The 25,598-nt window shown below is 69.6% G+C and carries 24 protein-coding genes; 14 read left to right on the forward strand and 10 right to left on the reverse strand.

The features are described 5' to 3' along the window. The coding region (locus tag FHP08_RS10265) for an integrase core domain-containing protein (protein WP_147704379.1) at positions 1 to 127 on the forward strand (127 nt) is incomplete at its 5' end. Between the two features lie 39 nt (positions 128 to 166). Here FHP08_RS10265 and FHP08_RS10270 read toward each other — a convergent pair. Continuing rightward, positions 167 to 991: a DUF2189 domain-containing protein gene (locus tag FHP08_RS10270; protein WP_222707863.1), complete on the reverse strand. Its 825-nt coding sequence runs from the start codon at positions 989 to 991 to the stop codon at positions 167 to 169. A 114-nt stretch (positions 992 to 1,105) separates the two neighbouring features. Here FHP08_RS10270 and FHP08_RS10275 point away from each other — a divergent pair, with 114 nt between their 5' ends. After that, positions 1,106 to 2,377: a DUF2254 domain-containing protein gene (locus FHP08_RS10275; RefSeq protein WP_222707864.1), complete on the forward strand. Its 1,272-nt coding sequence runs from the start codon at positions 1,106 to 1,108 to the stop codon at positions 2,375 to 2,377. 25 nt (positions 2,378 to 2,402) lie between these two features. On the opposite strand, the gene FHP08_RS10280 is transcribed toward FHP08_RS10275, so the two are convergent. Continuing rightward, complete coding sequence (locus FHP08_RS10280; protein WP_147704380.1) at positions 2,403 to 2,891, reverse strand: Lrp/AsnC family transcriptional regulator; 489 nt, start codon at positions 2,889 to 2,891, stop codon at positions 2,403 to 2,405. A 184-nt stretch (positions 2,892 to 3,075) separates the two neighbouring features. Here FHP08_RS10280 and mdeB point away from each other — a divergent pair, with 184 nt between their 5' ends. The 3 genes from mdeB (at position 3,076) to FHP08_RS10295 (ending at position 8,553) form a co-directional block, all read left to right on the forward strand. Continuing rightward, the gene (gene mdeB, locus FHP08_RS10285) at positions 3,076 to 5,910 is read left to right on the forward strand and encodes an alpha-ketoglutarate dehydrogenase (RefSeq protein WP_147704381.1); all 2,835 of its coding nucleotides are present in this window, start codon (positions 3,076 to 3,078) and stop codon (positions 5,908 to 5,910) included. 52 nt (positions 5,911 to 5,962) lie between these two features. Beyond that, the gene (locus FHP08_RS10290) at positions 5,963 to 7,162 is read left to right on the forward strand and encodes a threonine ammonia-lyase (protein ID WP_147704382.1); all 1,200 of its coding nucleotides are present in this window, start codon (positions 5,963 to 5,965) and stop codon (positions 7,160 to 7,162) included. A gap of 536 nt (positions 7,163 to 7,698) precedes the next feature. Next, positions 7,699 to 8,553: a 3-hydroxybutyryl-CoA dehydrogenase gene (locus FHP08_RS10295; RefSeq protein WP_147704383.1), complete on the forward strand. Its 855-nt coding sequence runs from the start codon at positions 7,699 to 7,701 to the stop codon at positions 8,551 to 8,553. A 68-nt stretch (positions 8,554 to 8,621) separates the two neighbouring features. Here the strand turns inward: FHP08_RS10295 and FHP08_RS10300 are convergent, their stop codons facing one another. After that, positions 8,622 to 9,257, reverse strand: a complete 636-nt coding sequence (locus FHP08_RS10300) for a Crp/Fnr family transcriptional regulator (protein ID WP_147704774.1) — start codon at positions 9,255 to 9,257, stop codon at positions 8,622 to 8,624. Positions 9,258 to 9,431: 174 nt separating this feature from the next. On the opposite strand from FHP08_RS10300, the gene FHP08_RS10305 reads away from it, so the two are divergent. The 9 genes from FHP08_RS10305 (at position 9,432) to FHP08_RS10345 (ending at position 18,940) form a co-directional block, all read left to right on the forward strand. After that, positions 9,432 to 10,226, forward strand: a complete 795-nt coding sequence (locus FHP08_RS10305) for an ABC transporter ATP-binding protein (protein ID WP_147704384.1) — start codon at positions 9,432 to 9,434, stop codon at positions 10,224 to 10,226. Further along, positions 10,226 to 12,184 carry a long-chain fatty acid--CoA ligase gene (locus FHP08_RS10310; protein WP_147704385.1) on the forward strand — a complete coding sequence of 653 codons (1,959 nt, stop codon included), beginning with the start codon at positions 10,226 to 10,228 and terminating at the stop codon, positions 12,182 to 12,184. Before FHP08_RS10305 ends, FHP08_RS10310 begins: the two co-directional genes overlap by 1 nt. Positions 12,185 to 12,195: 11 nt before the next feature. Continuing rightward, complete coding sequence (locus FHP08_RS10315) at positions 12,196 to 13,089, forward strand: branched-chain amino acid ABC transporter permease (protein ID WP_147704386.1); 894 nt, start codon at positions 12,196 to 12,198, stop codon at positions 13,087 to 13,089. 3 nt (positions 13,090 to 13,092) lie between these two features. Further along, the gene (locus tag FHP08_RS10320; protein WP_147704387.1) at positions 13,093 to 14,178 is read left to right on the forward strand and encodes a branched-chain amino acid ABC transporter permease; all 1,086 of its coding nucleotides are present in this window, start codon (positions 13,093 to 13,095) and stop codon (positions 14,176 to 14,178) included. Positions 14,179 to 14,286: 108 nt separating this feature from the next. Continuing rightward, on the forward strand, positions 14,287 to 15,528 hold the full coding sequence (locus FHP08_RS10325; RefSeq protein ID WP_147704388.1) for an ABC transporter substrate-binding protein: 1,242 nt from the start codon (positions 14,287 to 14,289) through the stop codon (positions 15,526 to 15,528). Positions 15,529 to 15,596: 68 nt separating this feature from the next. Beyond that, complete coding sequence (locus tag FHP08_RS10330; RefSeq protein WP_147704389.1) at positions 15,597 to 16,448, forward strand: ABC transporter ATP-binding protein; 852 nt, start codon at positions 15,597 to 15,599, stop codon at positions 16,446 to 16,448. Between the two features lie 25 nt (positions 16,449 to 16,473). After that, entirely contained in the window at positions 16,474 to 17,733 is a 1,260-nt protein-coding gene (locus FHP08_RS10335) for a phenylacetate--CoA ligase family protein (RefSeq protein ID WP_147704390.1), read from the forward strand. A gap of 39 nt (positions 17,734 to 17,772) precedes the next feature. Then, positions 17,773 to 18,675, forward strand: a complete 903-nt coding sequence (locus FHP08_RS10340) for an SDR family oxidoreductase (protein ID WP_147704391.1) — start codon at positions 17,773 to 17,775, stop codon at positions 18,673 to 18,675. 34 nt (positions 18,676 to 18,709) lie between these two features. Continuing rightward, on the forward strand, positions 18,710 to 18,940 hold the full coding sequence (locus FHP08_RS10345; protein WP_147704392.1) for a hexameric tyrosine-coordinated heme protein: 231 nt from the start codon (positions 18,710 to 18,712) through the stop codon (positions 18,938 to 18,940). Here the strand turns inward: FHP08_RS10345 and FHP08_RS10350 are convergent. From FHP08_RS10350 to FHP08_RS10380, 7 genes are all read right to left on the reverse strand, one after another. Then, the gene (locus tag FHP08_RS10350) at positions 18,925 to 19,500 is read right to left on the reverse strand and encodes a GNAT family N-acetyltransferase (protein WP_147704393.1); all 576 of its coding nucleotides are present in this window, start codon (positions 19,498 to 19,500) and stop codon (positions 18,925 to 18,927) included. The two genes, FHP08_RS10345 and FHP08_RS10350, sit on opposite strands and share 16 nt — an antisense overlap. Positions 19,501 to 19,533: 33 nt before the next feature. Beyond that, on the reverse strand, positions 19,534 to 20,454 hold the full coding sequence (locus FHP08_RS10355) for an MBL fold metallo-hydrolase (protein WP_147704394.1): 921 nt from the start codon (positions 20,452 to 20,454) through the stop codon (positions 19,534 to 19,536). Then, positions 20,451 to 20,693: a DUF1289 domain-containing protein gene (locus FHP08_RS10360; protein WP_147704395.1), complete on the reverse strand. Its 243-nt coding sequence runs from the start codon at positions 20,691 to 20,693 to the stop codon at positions 20,451 to 20,453. The genes FHP08_RS10355 and FHP08_RS10360 overlap by 4 nt, the downstream gene beginning before the upstream one ends. Continuing rightward, positions 20,690 to 21,619: a hydroxymethylglutaryl-CoA lyase gene (locus FHP08_RS10365; RefSeq protein ID WP_147704396.1), complete on the reverse strand. Its 930-nt coding sequence runs from the start codon at positions 21,617 to 21,619 to the stop codon at positions 20,690 to 20,692. The genes FHP08_RS10360 and FHP08_RS10365 overlap by 4 nt, the downstream gene beginning before the upstream one ends. Positions 21,620 to 21,769: 150 nt before the next feature. Further along, on the reverse strand, positions 21,770 to 22,699 hold the full coding sequence (locus FHP08_RS10370; RefSeq protein WP_147704775.1) for a 2-hydroxyacid dehydrogenase: 930 nt from the start codon (positions 22,697 to 22,699) through the stop codon (positions 21,770 to 21,772). 5 nt (positions 22,700 to 22,704) lie between these two features. Then, a complete protein-coding gene (locus FHP08_RS10375; protein ID WP_147704397.1) occupies positions 22,705 to 24,735 on the reverse strand; it encodes an acetyl/propionyl/methylcrotonyl-CoA carboxylase subunit alpha in 2,031 nt (676 codons plus the stop codon). After that, positions 24,735 to 25,535: an enoyl-CoA hydratase/isomerase family protein gene (locus FHP08_RS10380; RefSeq protein WP_147704398.1), complete on the reverse strand. Its 801-nt coding sequence runs from the start codon at positions 25,533 to 25,535 to the stop codon at positions 24,735 to 24,737. The genes FHP08_RS10375 and FHP08_RS10380 overlap by 1 nt, the downstream gene beginning before the upstream one ends. Positions 25,536 to 25,598: the final 63 nt, after the last annotated feature.

Here is a 25,598-nt window from a genome sequence, read left to right on the forward strand (position 1 = left end):
CCAGATGCTTGCGAAGTGGCAGCACCACTACAACTGGCACCGCCCGCATCAGGGCATCGGCGGCGTGCCGCCGATCTCCAGACTCAACGCCGCGTCAGACAACAACGTCTTGACGCTTCACAGCTAGCCCGGGCCGAGCGCCGACGGCGGCTGCGCCGGCGGGCCTTCAGCGGATCAGCGCCCGATAGGCGTGCCAGGTGGCGTGGCCGATCAGCGGCGCGGTCACGATCAGCAGGCCGAACCACAGCAGCAGGCTCGCGCCGATGATCGCCACGATCAGCAGCGCCCACAGGTAGACCGGACCGGGGTTGGTGGCCAGCGCGCGGGCGCTCGAGAAGATCGCCATCATCGTGTCGCTGCGGCGGTCGAGCATCAGCGGCACCGACACCACCGAGATCGCGAACACCAGCGATGCGAACACGAAGCCGACCGCCGTCCACAGCAGCAGGAACTCGAGGTTGGTCGGCGAGACGATCTGACCGATCATGCTGTGCATGGTCGGGAACTCGGTGGTCGAGGCCAGCGCGAACAGCACCACCGAGACCCGGGCCCAGACGATCATCAGGAAAGTCAGGATCGCGGCGAAGAAACCGATCGCGCCGAGGTTGCGCTTCCAGCAGGTCATCGATGCGGGCAGGCTGGGCGCCTCGCCCCGCTCGCGCTGGCGCGACAGTTCGTAGAGGCCCGTGCACACGAAGGGACCCAGCAGGAAGAACCCGGCCGTGAGGCCCATCGTGAGCTGCCAGCGGGTTTCGTAGATCATGAAGATCGCCAGCCCCATCAGCGCGAAGACCAGGCCGTAGAAGGCGCCGCGAAAGCCGGTGGCGCGGAAGTCCTGCCAGCCGGCCGCCAGCCAGTCGAAGGGGGCGGTCAGCGGAAGGCCCGAGGCCACCGGGATCGCCGGCGGCGCCGCCGCCGGGGCGGTTTCCGACGCGCGCCCTGCCTGCGGCCCATCGACGGCGCGCATCGACGGATCGTTCGTCTCGGTCATCTTTCGTCTCCCGTGGGCATGCCTGCCGATTGGGCGCTTCGGGCGCCTCGGCTATCTGCGAACCTGTATCGTATCCGGCTTCGGAAGACCCCGCACCAGGAGGCTGCGCTGCCCATGGCACGGATGAAATCGCGCTGGCAGTGGCTCATCGAGACGGCGGTCCGCAAGCTCTGGTTCCGGGCCTCGCTGTTCTCGCTGTTCGCGGTGGCGACCGCCCTGGTGGCGCCGATCGCCAGCCCGCGGATCCCGCCCGAATGGTCGGCGCTGGTCGGCGCCGATGCGCTCGACAACGTGCTCGGCATCATCGCGTCGAGCATGCTCACGGTGACGATCTTCTCGCTGACCACGATGGTCTCGGCCTATGCGTCGGCGGCGTCCACGGTGACGCCTCGGGCCACCAGGCTGCTGCTCGAGGATGCGACCTCGCAGAACGCGATGTCGACCTTCCTCGGCGCCTTCCTGTTCAGCCTGGTCGGGATCATCGCGCTGAGCACCGGCGTCTACGGCGACAGCGGCCGGCTGGTGCTGTTCGGCGCGACCGTGTTCGTCATCGTGGTGATCGTGGTCACCTTGCTGCGCTGGATCTCGCATCTGTCCACGCTGGGCCGGATGGGCGACACGATCAACCGGGTCGAACGCGCCGCCCGGCAGGCTTTCGAGGACCGGATCGCGATGCCCTGCCTGGGCGGACGGCCGCCGGGCGAGGTGCCGGCCTCGGCGAAGGCGGTGCACGGCCATGCGATCGGCTACGTGAAGCACGTCGACATGAACGCGCTGCAGGCCGCGGCCGGCGAGGCCGGCAGCGTGTGGGTCGCGGCGCTGCCCGGAGCCTTCGTTCATCGCACGCAGCCGCTCGCCTGGACCGACTTCGACGACGAGGCCCGCTGCAAGGCGGTGCGCGAGGCCTTCACCGTGGGCGATTCGCGCACCTACGATCAGGATCCGCGCTTCGGACTGGTCGTGCTGGCCGAGATCGCGTCGCGGGCGCTGTCGCCGGCGGTCAACGACCCGGGCACCGCGATCGACATCCTGGGCACCGGGGTGCGGGTGCTCGACCGGTGGTGCGGCGAGCGCGGCCGGTCCGACGGGCCCAGCGACCCGGGCGAGGACCTTCCCTATCCCTCGGTGCGCGTGCCGCCGCTGTCGGCCGACGACCTGTTCGAGGACCTGTTCGCGCCGATCGCACGCGACGGTGCCGGCACGGTGGAGGTGGGCATCCGGCTGCAGAAGTCGCTGGCGATGCTCGCGGATGCCGGCGGCCACGAGGTGAAGCGCGCAGCGCGGCGGATGTCCGCGACCGCGCTCGAGCACGCTCGGCCGGCGCTCACGCGGGCGGCGGATCGCGAGCGGCTGGCGGAGCTCGCGAAACGGGTCGGCGCCCGCTGAAGGCGAGGCGCCGACCGGGGGAGCCTCAGCCGCCGCCCAGCGGCAGCGCCGTCTTGTACCGGACCTGCTTGAGCGCGAAGCTCGACCGGATGTTGGCCACCCCGGGGATCTTCGCCAGGTGGTCCACGATGAAGCGCTCGAGCGACTGCATGTCGGGCACCACCAGACGCAGCAGGTAGTCGGAGTCGCCGGTCATCAGGTAGCACTCCATCACCTCGGGGTGCTCGCTGACCCGCTGCTCGAAGGTCTCCAGCGCGTCCTTGCGCTGCCGCTCCAGGCTCACCGATATGAACACGTTGAGCGACAGGCCCAGCGCCAGCGGGTCGCATAGCGCCACGTAGCCGCGGATCAGCCCTCGCCTCTCCAGCGCCTTGACCCGGGCCAGGCAGGGCGAGGGCGACAGGTTCACCCGCCGCGCGAGCTCGACGTTGGTCAGCCGGCCGTCCTCCTGCAAGGCCGCGAGGATCCGGCGGTCGATCGCATCGAGCTTGTCGGCAGCGCTTGTGGGTGGCATGAAACTCTGTATATCCGTCTGTTTTCGGCAGTTTATGCCGAAACCTTACGGTCGCGTGCCCTTATTCGGCACCCGATTCGGCATCCGAGCGCCTAGAGTGCGCGATATCGCCCCGCTCGTCGCCGCGGGACCCGTCCGCGGCGAGGGCGGGCCGCTGCGCCGGCCTGCCGCCACGGAGTCCCCCATGACCGACCTCTCCTCCCAGAACTGGCTGCCCGCTGCGCTTCCCGAGCCCCCGAAGCTCGACGAGCCGCCGGTCGACGCCGATCCGTCCGAGACCGCCGAGTGGCTCGAGGCGCTCGAGTCGCTGATCGCCACCCAGGGCCCGGAGCGCGCCAGGTACCTGCTCGACAGGCTGGCCCAGCACGCCCGCGCCCAGCAGGTCGGCTGGCGACCGCAGCTGGTCACGCCTTACCGGAACACGATCCCGGTGGCGGCCCAGCCGCGCTTTCCGGGCAACCTCGACCTCGAGCAGCGGATCGCGGCGATCGTGCGCTGGAATGCGCTGGCGATGGTGGTCCGGGCGAACAAGGCCTACGGTGAACTGGGCGGCCACATCTCGAGCTACGCCTCGGCGGCGGACCTGTTCGAGGTCGGCTTCAATCACTTCTTCCGGGCCCGCAACGAGCAGTTCGGGGGCGATCTGGTCTTCTTCCAGCCGCACTCGGCGCCCGGCGTCTACGCGCGCGCCTATCTCGAGGGGCGCCTGCCTGCTTCGGCGCTCGAGCACTATCGTCAGGAAGTCGGCGCCGCGAAGAAGGGGCTGCAGGGTCTGTCCTCTTACCCCCACCCCTGGCTGATGCCGGACTTCTGGCAGTTTCCGACCGGTTCGATGGGCATCGGCCCGATCTCGGCGATCTACCAGGCGCGCTTCATGCGCTACCTGGAGCATCGCGGCCTGATCGCCGCCAGCGACCGCAAGGTCTGGGGCTTCTTCGGGGACGGCGAGATGGACGAGCCCGAGTCGATCGGCGCGCTGGCGCTGGCCTCGCGCGAGCGCCTCGACAACCTCGTCTTCGTCATCAACTGCAACCTGCAGCGGCTCGACGGACCCGTGCGAGGCAACGGCCGGATCATCGACGAGCTCGAGGGCGTGTTCACCGGCGCGGGCTGGAACGTGGTCAAGGTGGTCTGGGGTTCGGACTGGGACGCACTGTTCGAGGGCGACCGCGGCCAGGCGCTGATGCGCGCCTTCGCTGAAACGGTGGATGGCGAGTTCCAGACCCTGTCCTCGAAGGACGGCCGCTACAACCGCGAGCGCTTCTTCGGGCAATCGCCCGAGCTGGCGGCGCTGGTCGAGGCGATGACCGACGCGCAGATCGATCGCCTGCACCGCGGCGGCCACGACATCGTGAAGGTGCACGCGGCCTTCCGGGCGGCGATGTCGCACCGCGGCCAGCCGACCGTGATCCTCGCCAAGACGATGAAGGGCTACGGGATGGGGTCGGCCGGCCAGGGCCGGATGACCACCCACCAGCAGAAGAAGCTCGATCCCGACGCGGTGCTGGCCTACCGCGATCGCTTCGCTCTGCCGCTCTCCGACGAGCAGGCGCTCGCGCTGGAGTTCCATCGTCCCGACGAGGACAGCGACGAGATGCGCTACCTGCGCAGGCAGCGCGAGAAGCTCGGCGGCTACCTGCCGGCGCGGCGCAGCGACTGCGAGCCGGTGCCGGTGCCGCCGATCGGCCGCTACGCCGGTTTCGCGCTGGCCGCCGAAGGCAAGGAGATGTCGACCACGATGGCCTTCGTGCGGATGCTCGGCCAGCTTCTGAAAGACCCGGCGCTGGGGCCGCGCATCGTGCCGATCGTGGCCGACGAGGCGCGCACCTTCGGCATGGCCAACCTGTTCCGGCAGGTGGGCATCTATTCGCCGCAGGGCCAGCGTTACGAGCCGGAAGACGCCGGCTCGATGCTGTATTACCGCGAAGACGTCTGCGGTCAGATCCTGGAAGAGGGCATCACCGAGGCCGGCGCGCTGTCCTCGTGGACCGCCGCCGCCACTGCGTACTCCACGCACGGCCTGGCCATGCTGCCCTTCTACATCTACTACTCGATCTTCGGCTTCCAGCGAGTGGGCGACCTGATCTGGGCGGCGGCCGACCAGCGCCCGCGGGGCTTCCTGATCGGCGCCACCTCGGGCCGCACCACGCTGGCCGGCGAAGGCCTGCAGCACCAGGACGGATCGAGCCACCTGCAGGCGATGACGGTGCCCGACTGCAAGGCCTGGGATCCGGCCTTCGCCGGCGAACTGGCGGTCATCGTCGACGCCGGCATGCGCGAGATGCTCGTCGAGCAGCGCGACGTGTTCCACTACATCACGGTGGGCAACGAGAACTACGCGCAGCCGAGCCTGCCGGGCGCGGCGGGCGGCGACGACGCGGCGGCGATCGAGGTCGATCCGGCGGTGCGCGAAGGCATCCTGCGCGGGATGCACCGCTTCCGCGCGGCCGATGTCGCCGCGTCGGGGCCGCCGTACCAGGGCCGCCGGGGCGCGAAGCCCGCCGCCCCCCGCGTGCAGCTGCTCGGCGCCGGCGCGATCCTGCGCGAGGCCATTGCCGCGGCCGACCTGCTCGCCGAGGCCGGCGTCGCGGCCGACGTCTGGAGCGTGACGAGCTTCTCCGAGCTGGCACGCGACGGGATGAGCGCCGAGCGGGCGCGCCGGCAGGCGCTGGCGGGGGGCACGGGCGGCGCCTCGAGTGGCGGGAGCTGGGTGCACCGCTGCCTGGCCGGCACCGAAGGCCCGGTCGTCGCGGCCACCGACTACGTGCGGCTGGTGCCCGAGAGCATCCGAGCCTGGCTGCCGCAGGGGCGCCGCTATGTCACGCTGGGCACCGACGGCTTCGGGCGCAGCGACGCCCGCGCGAGGCTGCGCGAGTTCTTCGAGGTGGACGCCAAGTCGATCGCGTGGGCGGCCGTGGTGGCGCTGTGCGACGACGGTGTCCTGAGCCGCGAGCAGGCAGCCGAGGCGGCGAGCCGCTGGAAGGTCGCCGGCGAGGCTCCCGACCCCTGGACGGTGTGAATCGGGGCGGGCCGCGGTAGCCAGCCGCCGCCGTCCGCGCCAGAATGCGGCGATGATCGAATTCGCCGACATCGAAGCCGCCGCCAGCCGCATTCGCGGCCAGGTCGTCGAAACGCCCTGCCTGCTGTCGCGGACCCTGTCCGACATCACCGGCGCGCAGGTCTACCTGAAGTTCGAGAACCTGCAGTTCACCGCCTCGTTCAAGGAGCGCGGCGCGCTGAACCGCCTGTCGCAGCTCGACGACGCGCAGCGCGCCCGCGGCGTGATCGCGGTGTCCGCCGGCAATCACGCGCAGGGGGTGGCCTGGCACGCGAAGCGGCTGGGCATACCGGCCACCATCGTGATGCCGCGCTTCACTCCCGGCGTGAAGGTGATGCGCACCCGCGAGTTCGGCGCCGAGGTGGTGCTGCACGGCGATCGCTTCGACGACGCGCGCGAGCAGGGCCTCAGGCTGGCCGCCGAGCGCGGCCTCACGATGATCGACCCCTTCGACGACGACCTGGTCATCGCGGGCCAGGGGACGATCGGCATCGAGATGCTGCGCGCGCAGCCGGAACTGGACGAACTCGTCGTGCCGATCGGCGGCGGCGGCCTGATCGGGGGCATCGCGACCGCCGCCAGGCACCTGAAGCCCGGCATTCGCGTCACCGGCGTGCAGACCGAGCGCTTCGCGCTGGTCTACGACGCGCTCGAGGGCACGCACCACGAGGTCGGCGCCGGCTCGATCGCCGAGGGCATCGCGGTGAACCGGCTCGGCGAGCGAACGCTGCCGATCATCCGCAAGCGGGTCGACAAGGTCGTGCTGGTCGGCGAGGGCGATATCGAGCGGGCGATCCTGCTGCTGCTCGAGGTCGAGAAGACGGTGGTCGAGGGCGCCGGCGCCGCCGGCCTGGCCGCGCTGCTGCGCCACCCCGAGCGCTTCCGCGGGCGGCGGGTGGGGCTCGTGCTGTGCGGCGGCAACATCGATCCGCTGCTGCTCGCCTCGATCATCGAGCGGGGCATGGCCCGCACCGGCCGGTTGGCCCGGCTCTACGTGGACATCCGCGACGTGCCGGGCGCGCTGTCGCAGGTCACCGGCATCCTCGCCGAGGAGCAGGCCAACATCGAGCAGATCCGCCACGAGCGTGCCTTCGGCAGCGTGGGCTCGCAGCGGGTGGAGGTGGAGATCGTCGTGCAGACGCGCGGGCCGGAGCATGTGCGGGCGCTGATGGCGCGACTCGCGGAGGCGGGGTTCGCGGCGCGGACCGGGTGACGCCTGCCGCGCCCGGCACCCGCGGTTGGCGCCCGCAGTCGGCCGGAGGCGGCGGCAGCCGGGTGCGGTGCGCTGTCCGCTTCGCGGAAACGCTTGGTCGCGCGGGCGTTCAGCCCCGTCGCGGAACGCAACTCAGCCCGCCTGCGGCGGGCTTCAGACAGCGTTCCGCTCTCGCTTCGCTCGCCGGGTCTTCACTGCGCTCCCGCGCCAGCGCACAAGCACCCGGCTGCCGCCGCCTCCGGCCGACCGCTAGCTAGACGTCGGTGGCGTACGGGAGCCGGACGGCTTGACGTTGTTGGGTCGCGAGCCTGTTTCCGTGATTCAGCGTCCGCTTGTGCTCTTGCCGTCATCGCCGCCTTCGGCCAAGCCACGATTCGTCAGGGCCTCCTGGGTGGCCTCCGGCCGCACCGTGCCGCAGCCTCCAGCGACCGGGGCGGGTCCCGCTCCGGTCGCGGGCGCACGCCCCGACCGAAGCGCCACCCCCGAGGCCCGATAGAATTCGCCCATCTTCCACTCGACGAAACAGGGACCCCGAAATGAGCATCCAGACCGTCGGCATCATCGGCGCCGGCACCATGGGCAACGGCATCGCGCAGGCCTGCGCGGTGGCGGGCATCGACGCGATCATGCAGGACATCAACGACGCGGCCATCGAGAAGGGGCTGAAGACCGTCTCCGGTTCGCTCGACCGCCTGGTCAGGAAGGGCTCGATCGACGAGGTCCGCAAGCTCGAGATCCTGTCGCGCATCAAGACGACCACGAATCCCGAGGACCTGGCCGCGGCCGACCTGGTCGTCGAGGCGGCCACCGAGAACGAGGCGCTGAAGGTCAAGATCCTGCAGAACGTCTCGGGCATCGCGAAGCCCGGCGCGATCATCGCCACCAACACCTCGTCGATCTCGATCACGAAGCTGGCCACTGCGCTCCATCATCCGGACCGTTTCGTGGGCATGCACTTCTTCAACCCGGTGCCGGTGATGGCGCTGGTCGAGGTGATCCGCGGGCTGCGCACCTCGGACGAAACCGTGGCCACGGTCACCGAGCTGGCCGAGCGGCTGGGCAAGACCCCGATCGGCGTGAAGAACAGCGCCGGCTTCGTGGTCAACCGGATCCTGTGCCCGATGATCAACGAGGCGATCTTCGCGCTGCAGGAGGGCCTGGCCAGTGCCGAGGAGATCGATGCCGGCATGAAGCTGGGCTGCAACCACCCGATCGGCCCGCTGGCCTTGTGCGACCTGATCGGGCTCGACGTCGAGCTGGCGGTCATGGAAGTGCTCTACAACAACTTCAACGACCCGAAGTACCGCCCGGCGCCGCTGCTGCGCGAGATGGTCGACGCCGGCATGCTGGGCCGCAAGACCGGCCGCGGTTTCTACGACTATTCGAAGTGACCGGCTCGGGCCCGACCCTTGCGGCGGGCCCCGGCTCGATCACCGGCGCTGGGCGGCGCCCCCGCTCCTCATTCCTCGAAGCCGCGTAGCGCGTCCAGCGACAGGACGGTGATCGACCCGTACTCCACGTTCAGCAGGCCGCGCCGCGACAGCAGCTGCAGCGCCTGGTTCACCCTCTGGCGCGAGAGCCCCGTCAGGAAGCCCAGCTCGGCCTGCGAGATCTCGAGCCGGGGCCCCAGTTCCGGGTAGAGCAGCGGATTGAACATCTGGGCCAGGCAGCGCGCCACCCGGGCGTCGGGCCCGAGCAGCCGGTCGGACTCCAGCGTGGCGATCAGCTGGCCGAGCCGTTCGTTGAGCTGGATCAGCAGGTGGCGGTTGAACGGGATGCTGGAGTCCAGCAGCCACTGGAAGGTGGCTCGCGGCATCAGGGCGATCCGGCTGTCGCGCAGGGCGACGGCGTCGTAGCGGCGCGGTTCGGCCTTGAGCAGCGAGCCTTCCCCGTACCAGCCGCCCGGCGGCACGCCGATGAAGGTGACCGACTTGCCGTCGGCCGAGACGCTGCTTATCTTGACCAGGCCGTCGATGACGCCGAACCAGTGCTCGATCGGCTCGCCCTTGCGGCAGACGAAGGCGCCGGCCGGCACGGTCCGCTCGATCAGGTCGCGGCGCACGCGCGCCTGCTGCGGCGCGTCGAGTTGCCTCATCCACGGCGACAGGTCCAGCAGGTCGTCGAGCGATCGTGCCACCGGCAAGATTCCTTTCCCCCGGAGTTTGTCGGACGGACGACAACTATACCGGCCGGGTTGGCATAGACTAATCTAGTGCCGGAGCCGCCGCGGGCGGCTCCAGACCTCGATCACGAGGCGGAGGAGGAGACATTGACTAGCGAATCGGCGCCCATCCTGCAGGCGCGCGACATCTCGCTCAGGTTCGGCGGCGTGCAGGCCCTCACCGAGGTCGGCTTCGAAGTCCGGCCCGGCGAGCTGTTTTCCATCATCGGCCCCAACGGCGCGGGCAAGACCTCGATGCTCAACTGCATCTCGGGGCGGTACTCGCCGACCAGCGGCAGCGTCTGGTTCAAGGGGCAGGACATCACCCGCCTCACGCCCAACCAGCGCGCCACGCTGGGGCTCGGGCGCACCTTCCAGAACCTGGCGCTGTTCAGCCACATGACCGTGCTCGACAACATCATGGTCGGCCGGCATCACCTGCTGAAGAACAACTTCCTGACCGGCGGCCTGTACTGGTTCGGCGGCGCGCAGCGCGAGGAGCTCGAGCACCGCCGCCACGTCGAGGACATCATCGATTTCCTCGAGATCAGCCACATCCGCAAGGCGGTCGCCGGCACGCTGTCCTACGGCCTGCGCAAGCGGGTCGAGCTGGCGCGCGCGGTGGCGGTCAAGCCCGACCTGATCCTGCTCGACGAGCCCATGGCCGGCATGAACCTCGAGGAAAAGGAGGACATGGCCCGCTACATCGTCGACCTGAACGAGGAGTGGGGCATGACGGTGATCATGATCGAGCACGACATGGGCGTGGTCATGGATATCTCGCATCGCGTGATCGTGCTCGACTTCGGTCGCAAGATCGCCGACGGCCTGCCCGACGAGATCATGAACAACGAGCACGTGAAGCGCGCCTACCTGGGCGTGGAAGACGACGAGGCCGCCTGATGCAACCCGAGTACGGCGACGTCGTCCGCCACGACACTTTCCCGAAGCTGCTGCTGCACAACGCCGGGGGCTGGCCCGGCGAGGTCGCGATGCGCGAGAAGGAATTCGGGATCTGGAACGAGTTCACCTGGGCCGACTACCGGGATCGCGTCAAGGAGATCGCGCTCGGCCTGATCGAGCTGGGCGTGAAGCGCGGCGAGGTCGTGAGCTTCATCGGCAAGAACCGGCCCGAGATGGTCTGGAGCGAGCTCGCGATCCACTCGGTGGGCTGCATGTCGCTGGGCGTCTACCACGACGCGATGCCCCAGGAGGTCGCCTACCTGGTCGACTACGCCCAGGTCCGGGTCGTGCTGGCCGAGGACGAGGAGCAGGTCGACAAGCTGCTCGAGGTCGCCGAGAACTCGAAGAGCATCGAGAAGATCGTCTACTTCGACCCGCGCGGCATGCGCAAGTACCACGATCCGCGCCTGGTCAGCTGGGACGAGCTCAAGGCCATGGCCGCGCGCCTCGAGGCCCGCGAGCCCTCGCGCTTTGCCGACGAGGTCGCGCTGGGCAAGGCCGACGACGTCGCCATCCTCTGCACGACCTCGGGCACCACGTCCAACCCCAAGCTGGCCATGCTGCAGGCCGGGCCCTTCCTCGGGCACTGTGCCGCCTACCTGGGCGCCGACCCGAAGCTGCCCAGCGACAACTACGTGTCGGTGCTGCCGCTGCCCTGGATCATGGAGCAGATCTACGCGGTGGCCCAGCCGCTGATCTGCCGCATCACGGTCAACTTCGTCGAGGAGCCCGAGACGATGATGGCCGACCTGCGCGAGATCGGCCCCACCTTCGTGCTGCTCGCGCCGCGGGTCTGGGAGCAGATCGCCGCCGACGTGCGGGCGCGCATGATGGACGCCACGCGCTTCAAGCAGAAGATGTTCGAGCTGGGCATGAGGCTCGGGCTCCAGGCGCTCGACCAGAAGCGCCGCTCCTGGCTCGCCGAGCTGATCCTGTTCCGGCCGCTGCGCGACCGGCTGGGCTTCACCTTCCTGAAGTCGGCCGCCACCGGCGGCGCGGCGCTGGGCCCCGAGACCTTCCGCTTTTTCCAGGCAATGGGCGTGCCGCTGCGCCAGATCTACGGCCAGACCGAGCTGGCCGGCGCCTACACGATCCACCAGCTCGACGACGTGGACTTCGACACCGTGGGCCTGCCCTTCGGCGACACCGAGCTGCGCATCGACCAGCCCGACAAGAACGGCGTAGGCGAGATCGTGGCGCGCACCTCGGGCATGTTCCTGGGCTTCTACCGCAACGAAGATGCCACCAGGGCCGACGTGCGCGACGGCTGGATGTACACCGGCGATGCCGGCTACATCAAGAAGGAGAACGGGCACCTGGTCGTCATCGACCGGGTCAAGGACCTGGCCACCACGTCCACCGGCACGCGCTTCTCGCCGCAGTTCATCGAGAACAAGCTCAAGTTCTCGCCCTTCATCGCCGAGGCGGTCATCCTGGGGCACGACCGGCCCTACCTGGCCGCGATCATCTGCGTCCGCTACTCGATCGTGTCCAAGTGGGCAGAGCAGCGCAGCATCGCGTTCACCAACTACACCAGCCTGTCGTCGCAGCCCGAGGTCTACCGGCTGCTGCGCGAAGAGGTCGAGAAGGTCAACGCCACGTTGCCCGAGCCGCAACGGGTGCGCAAGTTCGTGCTGCTCTACAAGGAGCTCGACGCGGACGACGGCGAGCTGACCCGCACCCGCAAGGTGCGGCGAAACGTGATCGCCGAGAAGTACGCCGACATCATCGACGCGATCTACGGCGACACGCCCAAGGTCCACGTGGACACGATCATCCGATTCCAGGACGGCACCACGTCGCGCATCCAGACCGACCTGGTGGTCGAGAAGCTGCTCGACACCGGCCCGGCCGCCGCGAGCGCCGGGCGGCCGGCGTCCGCCGAGCGGGCCGCATAGCGAGAACGCGCATGAACACCGATCTCCTGATCCAGCTCACCGTCAACGGCATCATCATCGGGACGCTCTACGGTGTCGTGGCGATGTGCTTCGTGCTGATCTACAAGTCCACCCAGATCGTGAACTTCGCGCAGGGCGAGTTCCTGCTGATCGGCGCCTGGACCTGCTGGTGGCTGCTCACCAGCATGAAGGTGCCGTTCTGGCTCGGATTCCCGATCACCCTGGCCTTCATGGCGGTGTTCGGGATCCTGCTTCAGGTGCTCGTGCTCAGGCCCATGATCGGCGAGCCGATCATCTCGGTCATCATGGTCACGATCGGCCTGTCGATCTTCTTCCAGGCCATGATGAAGTGGATGTTCGGCGTCTGGACCGCGCCCTATCCCGAGGTGTTCGCGTCGAAGTCCATGAACATCCTGGGGCTGAACGTGCAGACCCCCTACATCATGTCGATGCTGATATCGCTGGTGATCATGGCGGGCTTCGCCTGGTTCTTCAAGTTCTCGCGGATGGGTCTGGCCATGCGCGCCACCGCCTTCAACCAGCAGGTCGCGCAGAGCCTGGGCATCTCGGTCAAGACCGTGTTCGCCGCGGCCTGGGCGATCTCCGCCGTCGTGTCCGCGCTGGCTGGCGTGGTGGTCGGCATGGTCAACGGGGTGTCGCAGGCGCTGTCCTTCTTCGGGATCAAGGTCTTTCCGGCGGTCATCCTGGGCGGGCTCGATTCGATCATCGGCGCGATCGTCGGCGGGCTGATCATCGGCGTGCTCGAGAACCTCGCCGAGTTCGTCGACAGCCAGTACCTGAACTGGGGCAACCTGTACACGGTCGCGCCCTTCTACGCGCTGATCGTGATCCTGATGATCAAGCCCTACGGCCTGTTCGGCACCAAGCAGATCGAGAGGATCTGAGGCATGGCGACCACTTCCTCGGCCCTGATCCCCTGCGGCCAGTACAAGACCAGCTACCGCAAGGACACCACGATCTTCCCGACGCCGGCCTCGCGCGGCTTCGCGATCGCGGCGGTGCTCCTGTTGTGCCTCGCGCCGCTGAAGATCGGGGGCGCCGAGCTGCTGAGCGCCTACCACCTCAACCTGCTGATCCAGATCGGCTATTACGGCATCGCCGCGCTGGGCCTGAACATCCTGGTCGGCTTCACCGGGCAGATCTCGCTGGGTCACGCGGCTTTCTTCGGCTTCGGCGCCTTCGCCTCGGCCTGGCTCAACAACAGCTGGGGCGTGCCGGTCTTCTGGGCCATTCCGCTGGCCGGCCTGATGACCACCGTGGTCGGCATGCTCTTCGGCATCCCGGCGGCGCGAATCAAGGGCCTGTACCTGGCGATCGCGACCTTTGCCGCCCAGTTCATCCTCGAGGATTTCTTCGCTCGCGCCGACTGGTTCACCGGCGGATCGTCCGGCACGATCGCGCAGCCGTTCAGCATCTTCGGCATGCAGATCGCGGGAGACCGTCACTATTTCTACGTGGTGCTGACCTACGTGGTGATCCTCTACCTGGTCGGCGCCAACCTGCTGCGCAGCCGCGACGGGCGGGCCTTCATCGCGGTGCGCGACCACTACCTGTCGGCCGAGATCATGGGCATCAACCTGACCCGGTACAGGGTGCTGTCCTTCGGGATCGCCGCCTTCTATGCGGGCGTGGGGGGCGCGCTGTTCGGCCACTACCTGAGCTTCGTGTCGGCCGAGTCGTTCACGATCCTGCTCTCGATCCAGTTCCTGGGCATGATCATCATCGGCGGCATGGGCAGCGTGATGGGCACGCTGATGGGCACGGCGTTCATGGTGCTGCTGCCCGAGACCGTGCAGGCCTTCTCGCAGGCGGCAGGCGGCTACTTTCCGGCCCTGACCGACGGCATCGCCTTCCTGAAGGAAGGCGCGATCGGCCTGGCCATCGTGCTCTTCCTGATCTTCGAGCCCGACGGGCTCGCCCATCGCTGGAAGATGATCAAGGCGTACTGGAAGCTCTATCCGTTCTCGTACTAGCCAGGGGGCGCCGGCATCCGGCGGCGCCCGAGGAGGAGGCAGTCCATGACAAGCGGTTCCACAAGCGATTCGTTCACCGGGTCCGTGATCCACAAGAGGAGACAGCAGATGAAGACCACCGTATTCGCCGCCGCAGCCGCGGCGCTCGTGCTCGGGGCAGGTTCCGCCTCGGCCGCCGATCCCATCTTCGTCGGCCACCTGGTCGACTTCACCGGCCCGACCTCCGACGTGGGCAAGCCCTACGGCCAGGGCGTGGCCGACGCGATGGCCTGGATCAACAAGAACGGCGGCATCGCCGGCCAGCCGCTGAAGTTCGAGACCGTCGACTACAGCTACAACGCGCCGCGCGCGATCGCCACCTACAAGAAGTGGGTGGGCACCGACAAGGCCGTCACGATCCAGGGTTGGGGCACGGCCGATACCGAGGCGCTGGTCGGGTTCCAGGCGGCCGACAAGGTGCCGAACTTCTCGGCGTCCTATTCGGGCCACTTGACCGATCCGCAAGGAAAGGGCCCGAAGGGCACCAAGGCGGCGCCCTACAACTTCTTCTACGGCCCGTCCTACACCGACGGTTGCCGCGCGCTCGTCCAGTGGGCGGCTGCCGACGCGAAGGCCAAGAACATCGCGCAACCCAAGTTCGTTCACCTCGGCGACAACCACCCGTACCCGAACGCGCCCAAGGAAGGTTGCGCCGCCTACGCGACCGAGCTCGGCTTCCAGGTGATGCCGCCGATCCAGTATTCGCTCAAGCCCGGCGACTTCAAGGCCCAGTGCCTGAGCCTGAAGGACTCCGGCGCCCAGTACGCCTTCCTGGCGAACACCGGCGGCTCGACCATCTCGCTGCTGAAGTCCTGCGAGACGGTGGGCGTCAAGACGCAGTTCCTGGCCAACGTCTGGGGCATGGACGAGAACGCGCTGCGCGGTGCGGGCGATGCGGCCGACGGCGTCATGTTCGTGGTCGGCGGCGCCGACTGGAAGTCCGACGCGCCGGGGATGAAGACGGTGCGCGAGATCTCGAAGATGTCCGACCCCGGCGGCAACGAGTACCGTCCGGTCCACTACATGCGCGGCATCTGCTCCGCCTTCTACATGCGCGACGCCATGGTCGCCGCCTCCAAGATGAGCGGCGGCGTGACCGGCCCGAACATCAAGGCCGCGATGGAGCAGTTCAGGGACCACGTTCCGGCCGAGCTGCAGGGCGTGTGCATCCCGTCCACCTGGACTGCGGAAGACCACCGCGGCACGACCAAGGTGTTCATCTATCGCGCCAACTCGAAGGACGGCCAGCAGTCGATCTCGAAGGCCGGCGAGGCGGACATCCCGCGCAAGCCCGAGTGGCTCGGCTGGTAAGCGACCTGCCCGCCCCCTCTTCCCCCGCGGAAGAGGGGGTCTCCCCGAAAGCAGTGGAGTAGCTACCGATGGCGCAAGCCGATTCCGTCCTGGCCGGGCCCGTGGCGGCCGAGAAGAAGGCCGCGACGAAGCCGCCGATCCTGACGGTCAACAACATCGAGGTCGTCTACGACGAGGTGATCCTCGTGCTCCGGGGCGTCAGCCTCTCGGTGCCCGAGGGCGAGATCGTCGCGCTGCTCGGGCCCAACGGCGCGGGCAAGTCGACCACGCTGAAGGCGATCTCGGGGCTGCTCCGCACCGAAGACGGCGAGGTCACGCGCGGCAACGTGAGCTTCATGGGCGAGGAGATCGCCAACATGGCGCCCGAGGACATCGTGCGCAAGGGCATCTTCCAGGTCATGGAGGGGCGCCGCATCGTCGAGGACATGACCGTCATCGAGAACCTGCGTCTCGGGGCCTACACGCGCCGCGACAACGGGGTCAAGAAGGACCTCGACATGGTCTTCGACTTCTTTCCGCGGCTGCGCGAGCGCACCGGGCTGGCCGGCTACCTGTCGGGCGGCGAGCAGCAGATGCTGGCGATCAGCCGCGCGCTGATGGCGCGGCCGAAGATGATCCTGCTCGACGAGCCGTCGATGGGCCTGTCGCCGCTGCTGGTCAAGGAGGTGTTCGACATCATCCGCCAGCTCAACAAGGAGCTCGGGATCACGATCCTGCTGGTCGAGCAGAACGCGCGGATGGCGCTGAAGGCCGCCAGCCATGGCTACATCATGGAGTCGGGAAAGATCGTGCTGGATGGCGCCCAGGAAGACCTGATCAACAACGAGGACGTCAAGGAGTTCTACCTGGGCGGCGGCGAGCACGAGCGCAAGTCCTTCAAGAACCTGAAGTCCTACAAGCGGCGCAAGCGCTGGCTGTGAGCGCCAGGCGCGCGCGGGTGAACCCATGAGCCAGCATTTCGACGAACTCGAGACCCGGTCTCCGGAGGCACGCGAGGGCGCGCTGATGGCGCGCCTGCCGGGCCTGATCGCGCGCGCGATCGACAAGGCGCCGGGCTGGCGCGAGCGGCTCGCCGGAGTCGTTCCGGGCGACGTCAGCTCGCGCAAGGCGCTCGCGGCGCTGCCGGTGCTGCGCAAGGGCGACCTGAAGGACATCCAGCAGGCGCGCCCCCCGTTCGGCGGCCTGACCACCGTGGCGCCGGGCAGGCTCGGGCGCCTGTTCATGTCGCCCGGCCCGATCTTCGACCCGGAGGGCGCCGGCGACGATCCCTGGCGGGTGGCGCGGGCCTTGCACGCGGCGGGCATCCGCCCGGGCCACGTGGTGCAGAACTGCTTCGGCTATCACCTGACGCCGGGCGCCTGGATGGTCGACGGCGGCGCCCGCAAGCTGGGCTGCGCGGTGATCCCGGCCGGCATCGGCAACACCGAGCAGCAGATCGACCTGATCCGCACGCTGAAGCCCGACGCCTACGCGGGCACGCCGTCCTTCCTGCGGATCATCGTCGAGAAGGCGCAGGAGCTGAAGCTCGACATCTCGAACCTGAAGCGCGCGCTGGTGGCGGCCGAGGCGCTGCCGCCCAGCCTGCGCAGCTGGTTCCACCAGCAGGGCGTCGCGACCGTGCTGCAGTGGTACGGCACGGCCGACCTCGGCATGGTGGCCTACGAGTCCGAGGCCATGGAAGGCATGATCCTCGACGAGGACCTGATCCTCGAGATCGTGCGCCCCGGCACCGGAGACCCGGTGCCCGACGGCGAGGTCGGCGAGGTGGTCGTCACCAGCTTCAACCCGGTCTACCCGATGATCCGCTTCGGCACCGGCGACCTGTCCGCGGTGATGCGCGGCCCTTCGCCCTGCGGACGCAGTAACGTGCGGATCCGCGGCTGGCTGGGGCGTGCCGACCAGACCACCAAGGTGCGCGGGATGTTCGTTCACCCGGGACAGGTGCACGAGATCGTGCGCCGGCACCCGGGTGTGGCGCGCGCTCGCCTGGTCGTCGAGGGCGAAATGGCCAACGACCGGATGACGCTGCGCTGCGAGGCCGGCGACTCGGTCGTGGCCGCCTCCGGCGGCGGCGAGGCGCTGGCGGCCGCGCTGGCCGAGTCGGTGCGCGAGGTCACCAAGCTGCGCGGCGAGGTGGCGCTGGTCGCGCCCGGCAGCCTGCCGAACGACGGCAAGGTGATCGAGGACGCCAGGAAGTACGATTGAGGTCCATCCGCGAGCGCGGACCCGATTGGCGAGGCAAGGATGTTCGAGAAAGACCTGATGCGGGGACACCGGATCCTGGTGACCGGTGGCGGCACCGGCCTGGGCCGGGCGATGAGCGAGCGCTTCCTGCAGCTCGGCGCCAGCGTCGCGATCTGCGGTCGCCGCAAGGCGGTGCTCGACGAGGCCGCGCAGCAGATGATGCGCGCGCACGGCGGTGAGGTGACGACCTTCGCGGTGGACATCCGCGACGCGCAGGCGGTCGAGGCGATGGTCGACGAGATCTTCGCCGAGGGCCCGCTCACCGGCCTGGTGAACAATGCCGCAGGCAACTTCATCAGCCCCACCGAAGCCTTGTCCTCGCGCGCCTTCGACGCGATCGCCAACATCGTGTTCCACGGCACCTTCTACGTGACCAACGCGGTCGGCCGGCACTGGATCGACGAGACGCGGCGCGCCGGCGGCTGGAAGCCCGGCATGCCGATGAACTCGGTGATGTCGATCATCGTGACCTGGGTCGAGAACGGCGGGCCCTTCGTGGTGCCTTCCGCGATGAGCAAGGCCGGCATCGCCGCGATGACCCGCTCGCTGGCCACCGAATGGGCGCGCTACGGGATCCGGCTCAACGCGATCGGCCCCGGCGAGATCCCCACCGAAGGCATGAGCAAGCGGCTCAACCCGGGCGAGGAGCCGGGCGCGCGTTCCCGGGCCATGAATCCGATGCGCCGACCGGGCAGCATGGCCGAACTTCAGAACCTGGCGGCGTTCCTGATGTCGGGCGGCTGCGACTGGCTCACCGGGCAGCTGGTCTTCATGGACGGCGGGAACTACCTGGCCAACGGCGGGAACTTCTATCCGCTGCGCGACTGGACCGACGAGCAGTGGCGCGAGGCGCGCGAGCGGATCGAGGCGCATAACGCGCTGGACCGGGCGCAGAGGGGCTGATAGGCTCGACGGCACCGAAGAAGGAGAACGCCCCATGGCCGATCAATGGCTGACCACCTTGCTGACCTCGGGACCACAGGAGGGTTTCGAACTGGCCATCAAGCTCGCCCGCATGGGCGTCAAGTACACGCAGCCCTCGGCCGAGGTTCGCGACCGGCTGCGCCCCGATTACGCCGAGAATGCCGACAGCCTGACTGCGGTCTCGCAGGTGGTGGCGATCAATTTCCAGACGATCGCAGCGGCGAACGGCTACTGGCGCGGGTAGGCGGCCTGGGGCGAGTCCGGCGCGCTGCGGTCGCCGGCCCCCAGCTCGCGCTGCATCAGCACCGTGTCGAGCCAGCTGTCGAACTTCCAGCCGGTGCTGCGCAGCACGCCGGCGAAACGAAAGCCGCAGGCGGCGTGCAGCCCGATCGAGCCGGTATTGCGGCTGTCGCCGATCACCGCCACCATCTGCCGCAGGCCCGCCGCTTCACAGCGGGCGATCAACTCGTTCAGCAGCCGCTTGCCCACGCCGCTGCGCTGGGCGGCCGGGTCGACGTAGATCGAGTTCTCGACCGTGAAGCGATAGGCGGGCCGAAGCCGGAAGAAGTTGACGTAGGCATAGCCGAGCACCCGCTCGCGTCCGTCCGTCTTGCTCACCGCCACCAGGTAGGGGAAGCCGTTGCGCATCACGTCGGCGCGCCGGCGCATCATCTCGACCAGGTCCGGCGGCTCGAGCTCGAAGGAGCCGCCGCCGTGTCGCACGTGGTGCGCGTAAATCGCCTGGATCGCCCCGAGGTCGTCGTCGTGGCTGTCGCGGATGGCGAGGCTCGCGGGCTGGATCATGGGGCGTCTCCGTGACGATCGTCGTCGGCGGGCTCAGGCGGCGCTGGTGTCGGTCAGCCAGCCGGCATCTTCGGCGAGCTGGCCCTGGGCGACAAGCTGGGCGATGGCGTCGCGGATCGCCTGGTCGGGTGTCATGCCCAGGCGCTGTGCCGCGTGGCGCGGGATCGATGCGGCGCGGATGCGCTCGACGAAGCGCTCGGTCTCGATCCGCTCCAGGTCGAGCATCAGGTACTTGACCAGCACCTTGAGCCCGTGGCGGGGCTGTCGCGTCGGGTCCTCGCGCAGTGCCCTCAGGCGCGAGAAGGCGGTGTCGAGCGCGGCAGCCACGTCTGTGAAGGCGGGGCCGTGGCCGGGCAGCACCAGGTCGACCTCCAGCGTGGCGATCAGTTCCAGGATCGCCTGCTGCTCGTCGTAGCCGGACTCCCCCTCGATCTCGGGGAAGATCACCCCGAAGCCCTGCTCCCACAGGGCGTCTGCCGAGATCAGCAGCCGCGCCGCGCGGCAGTGGAAGACCAGGCTCTTGGGATCGTGACCGGGCGCCGCGTGCGCGCGCCAGCGCAGCCCGCCCATCACCAGCTCGTCGCCGGGCGAGATGCCGCCGTGCGCCTCGAAGCGGTCGCAGCGCTGGCCGGTAGCCGCGAATGTAAGCGCCTGCTCGTTCCAGTGGGCCACGTCGGCGAGGCTGGCCTCGGGGACCAGGGTCCGGCCGCCGAAGCGCTCGGCCAGCATCCGGTTGCCGCCGCAATGGTCCGAATGCAGGTGGGTGTTCACGATGCGCGCGAGCCGGGTGCCGGTCTGCTCGAGCAGGCGGCCGACGATGGCGGCGGTCATCGGTGCGTGCTTGACGTAGCCGGTGTCGACGATCGTGGCCGCGTCGCCGTCGACCAGGAAGACCTGGTTGGAGGAGAGCCAGTCGCGCTCGACGAAGCGGACCGTGTCGGGCAGATGGTTCATCCGCGCGGGCCCGCGGCGGCTGCCTTCGCCACGTCCTTGGCCTCCCGTCGCTCGGCGATCAGCCGCCAGACCTCGACCCGCTGCTCGGGCGGCATGGCGCCCCAGTTCGCGATCTCGTCGATCGTGCGCAGGCAGCCCACGCACAGGCCATCGACCGGATCGATCCGGCACACCGAGATGCAAGGCGAGCGGGTGCGCCCCGCAAAGGCGGGGCGGGGCGGCGGCTTGGTCCCGGTCATGCGGTGGCGGCTTCCTGCCGGGCCGCGCGCTTCGCGGCGATCGCGTTGCCGGCGCGCGAGTTGCTGCGCCGGCCGAGCTGCGCCGAGATCCACTGGCCGGCCTCGACCAGCGCATCGAGATCCAGCCCCGTCTCGATGCCCAGGCCGTGGAGGAGGTAGACCACGTCCTCGGTGGCCACGTTGCCGGTGGCGCCCCTGGCGAAGGGGCAGCCGCCCAGGCCGGCGATCGAGGTGTCGAAGCGCTCGATGCCCACCTGCAGGCTGGCCAGCACGTTGGCCACTGCCTGGCCGCAGGTGTCGTGGTAGTGGCCGGAGATCGCGTCGGCCGGCAGCTCGCGCAGCACCGCCTCGAGCACGCGCTGCACCTGGCCGCCGTTGGCCACGCCGATGGTGTCGGCGATGCCGATCTCGTCGCAACCGAGCTCGCGCATCCGCAGCGACACGTCGACCACCGACTCGACGGGCACCTCGCCCTGGTAGGGGCAGCCATAGGCCACCGACACCGCGGCGCGCAGGCGCAGGCCGTTCGCCTTGGCCGCCTCGGCCACCGGGCGGAAGCGCTCGATGCTCTCGGCGATCGAGCAGTTGATGTTGCGCTGGGAAAAGGCCTCGCTGGCCGCGCCGAAGATCACGACTTCCTGCGCGCCGGCAGCCAGCGCCGTCTCGAAGCCCTTCATGTTGGGGGTGAGCACCGAGATGCGGCTGCCGGCCGGCCGCGGGATGCGCGCCATCACCTCGGCCGCGTCGGCCATCTGCGGCACCCACTTCGGCGAGACGAAGGACGTGGCTTCGAGTTGCCGAACGCCCGCGGCGAGCAAGCGCTCACACAATCCGACCTTCACCTCGGTGGACACCGGTTGCTTCTCGTTCTGCAGGCCGTCGCGCGGACCGACTTCGGTGATCAGGACTTTCGTGGGCAGCTTCATTTGCTTCGGGCTTCCGCTTGCTTGGGCATGCAGCCGGTTCGATTGCCAGGTTCCAATTGTGCCGCTTCGCGCGCGATGCTGCCCGGGCGGCCCTGATTGCCTCCCCGGCCGCCGCGTTTGCGAAGCCTCCGTGGTTCTGGTCCTGCCGAGTCAGTAGCCGCGCTCGCGCAGGACGAGGCCGCTCACCGGCTCGCCGCGCTCCAGCGCCGTGATCTTGCTCGCCACCTGCCTGGCGGAGATCTCGGGCAGCGTGACTGCCGACACATGTGGCGTGATCCGCACCCCGGGATGCGTCCAGAATCGATGCGAGGCCGGCAGCGGTTCCTCGCGAAAGACGTCGAGCGTGGCGCCGGCCAGCCGGCCCGAGTCCAGCGCCGCCAGCAGCGCCTCGTCGACCACCAGCGCGCCGCGCGCGACGTTCACCAGCCAGGCGCCTTCGGGCAGCCAGGCCAGGCGCCGGGCATCGAACAGGTCCCGGGTGCCGGGCGTGAGCGGCGCCAGCAGCACCAGCACGCGGCAGCCTTCGAGGAAGGCCTGCAGGCCCCGGCCTTCGTCGAAGCAGTTCACGCCCTCGACCGCCTTGGGCGAGCGCGAGTAGCCGCGCACCCGATAGCCCAGCGCGGCGAAGGCGCGCGCCACCTGCGCGCCGAGCACGCCCAGGCCGAACACGCCGACCTCGAGCTCGTCCCGGCGCAGCGAACGAAGCTCCTGCCAGCGGCCTTCGCGCTGCAGGCGCTCGTAGTCGGGCGCGCGCCGCTGCAGGCGCAGCACTTCGTGCAGGCAGTACTCGACCATCTGCTCGGCCATGCCGGCATCCTCGAGCCGGACCACCGGCAAGGCGGCCGGCAGATCGGGATGGCGCAGCAGGTGGTCCACGCCGGCGCCGGCGCTGAACAGGGCCCGCAGCCGCGGCTGGCCGGCGAAGAACCCGGACTCCGGGTACCAGCCGACCGCGTAGTCGGCCGGCTCGGCGCCGGGCCGCCAGCCCTCGACGCGCGCCTGCGGAAGCAGCGCCGACAGCGCGGCGCACCAGCGCTCGCGCGCCTCGGCTTCGGGGTGGGTGATCGCGATCCGGAGCATCGGGTTCACGCCGGCTCGAAGCCGATCAGCGCGGCGCCCTCGGCGACCTGGTCGCCGACCCGGTAGCGCAGCTCGGTGACCTTGCCGTCGGCCGGTGCGGCGATCGTGTGCTCCATCTTCATGGCTTCGATGACCACGACCGGCTGGCCGCGCGAAACCCTTGCGCCCGCCTCGACCAGCACCGCGACCACCTTGCCGGGCATCGGCGCGCTCAGGCCACCGCCCTCGTGGGCGTCGTCGCCGGCGTGCGCGAGCGGGCCCGCCCAGTGCAGCGCGACCGGTCCGTCGGGCCCGAAGAGGTGCAGCGTCTCGCCGTCGAGCGCCACGCCGATCTCGAAGGCGCCGTCGCCGGCGAGGCCGCGCAGCGTGCCGGTGCCGGTGTCCAGTCGCAGCGCGGCCAGACAGACCGCCTGCTCGCCGGCTCGCACGGTCCATCCTGCCGCAGCGTACTCGACCACGACTTCGTGCTCGGCGCCGGCGAAGCCGAAGCGCATCGGCCGCGCCAGCCAGGCGCCACCGTGTCGCCAGCCGTCGGTGACCGCCCACGGGTCGCTCGGGCCAGCCGTGGCGGCCGCGCGCTCCAGGGCGATCACGGCCGCGGCGCCGAGCGCCAGCGTCCGCAGGCCGGGCGCCGCTGGCTCGGGCAGCAGCGTGGCCTTCCGGTGCTCGATCAGGCCGGTGTCCAGTTCGGCGGCGGCGAAGGCCTGGTCGCGCATCAGCCGCGACAGGAAGGCGGCATTGGTCTGCACGCCCGCCGCCTGCACCCGCGCGAGCGCGCCGGCCATTCGCTGGCGCGCCTCGGCGCGGTCCCGGCCGTGGCAGATCAGCTTGGCGATCATCGGGTCGTAGTGCGGCGTGATCGCATCGCCCTCGCGCACGCCGCTGTCGACGCGCACGCCGGCACTGGCGCCGCCGGCGCTCGTCGCGCTGCCGATCGCGAACGATTCGCCGTCGGGCAGGCGCAGCCGCTTCAGCGTGCCGATCGAAGGCAGGAAACCCTTGTCGGGATTCTCGGCGTAGAGCCTGACCTCGATCGCGTGCCCGTCGATCGACAGCTCGCGCTGCGCCTTCGGCAGCGGCTCGCCGGCGGCGACCCGCAGCTGCCACTCGACCAGGTCCTGGCCGGTGATCATCTCGGTGACCGGGTGCTCGACCTGCAGCCGGGTGTTCATCTCCATGAACCAGAAGCTGCCGGCCTGGTCGGCGATGAACTCCACGGTGCCGGCGCCCACGTAGCCGACGGCACGCGCGGCGGCCACCGCGGCGTCGCCCATCGCGGCGCGGCGCTCGGCGGTCATGCCCGGCGCCGGGGCCTCCTCGATCACCTTCTGGTGGCGGCGCTGCACCGAGCAGTCGCGCTCGAACAGGTGCACGCAGTTGCCGTGGGTGTCGGCGAAGACCTGGATCTCGATGTGGCGCGGCCGCAGCACGTAGCGCTCGATCAGCACGTGCTCGTCGCCGAAGGCGTTGCGCGCTTCGCGCTGGCAGGAGGCCAGCGCAGCGGCGAACTGGTCGGCGCGCTCGACGATCCGCATGCCCTTGCCGCCGCCGCCCGCGCTGGCCTTGATCAGCACCGGGAAGCCGATCCGCTCGGCCTCGGCCGCCAGGAAGACCGGGTCCTGCTCGCTGCCGTGGTAGCCGGGCACCAGGGGCACGCCGGCCTTCTCCATCAGCGCCTTGGCGGCCGACTTGCTGCCCATGGCCGCGATCGCGTCGGCCGGCGGTCCGATGAAGACCAGTCCGGCGTCGTGCACCGCGCGCGCGAAGGCCTCGTTCTCGGACAGGAAGCCGTAGCCCGGGTGGATCGCCTGCGCGCTGCAGTGCCTGGCGATCTCCAGGATGCGATCGGCGCGCAGGTAGGACTCGCGTGCCGGCGCCGGCCCCAGCCGGTACGCCTCGTCGCAGGCCGCCACGTGCTTCGCGCCGGCATCGGCGTCGGAATGGACGGCCACCGTGCGGATGCCCATCCGGCGCGCGGTCGCGGCCACCCTGCAGGCGATCTCGCCGCGGTTGGCGATCAGGATCTTGTCGAACATCACGCGTTCTCCGGGTCGATGAACCACGACGGCCTGCGCTTCTCGAAGAAGGCAGCCATGCCTTCCTGCCCGTCGGGGGAGGCGCGCATCGCGGCGATGCGGCGCGCGGTGTCGTCGGTCAGCGCGTCGTCGATCGGCTTGCCGGCCACGTCGCGGATCAGCCGCTTGGCCTCGCGCAGCGCGGCCGGACTGGCCTGCACCAGGTGGCCGAGGAGCCCGTTGATCGTTCCATCGAGCTCGTCGTCGGGGGAGATGTCGTCGAGCAGGCCGATCCGCCAGGCTTCCGCTGCGCCGAAGACCTCGGCGGTCAGGGTCCAGCGCCGGGCGTGCGCCGCGCCGATGCGGCCGAGCACGAAGGGGCTGATCATGGCAGGCACCAGGCCGAGCTTGACCTCGGACAGGCAGAACTTCGCCTCGTGGCTGCCCACCGCGATGTCGCAGGCCGCGACCAGTCCCATGCCGCCGGCAAAGGCCGCGCCATGCACCCGCGCGATCACCGGCTTGGGGCTGTCGTGGATCGTGCGCAGCAGGCTGGCGAGCTTGCGCGAGTCCTCGAAGGCCTCCTCGGGGCTCATCTCGCCGGCGCGCTTCATCCAGTTCAGGTCGCCGCCGGCGCAGAAGGCCTTGCCTTGCCCGGCCAGCACGATCGCGCGGATCGTGTCGTCGTCGATGGCCGCCTCGAAGGCGTCGGTCAGCTCGGCGATCATCGTGTCGTTCATCGCGTTGCGCACATCGGGCCGGTTCAGCCAGATGAGGGCAATGCCGGGAGCGAGTTGGGTTTCGATGGTCTGGTAGTTCATGGCGAAGGTCGGTTCGGTATCGGGTGCGTGAGAGGCCGGAAAGGTCCGGGGCTCAGATGCGGA

This window comes from Zeimonas arvi (assembly GCF_008039575.1).
In the GTDB taxonomy this organism is placed as follows: Bacteria; Pseudomonadota; Gammaproteobacteria; order Burkholderiales; family Burkholderiaceae_E; genus Zeimonas; species Zeimonas arvi.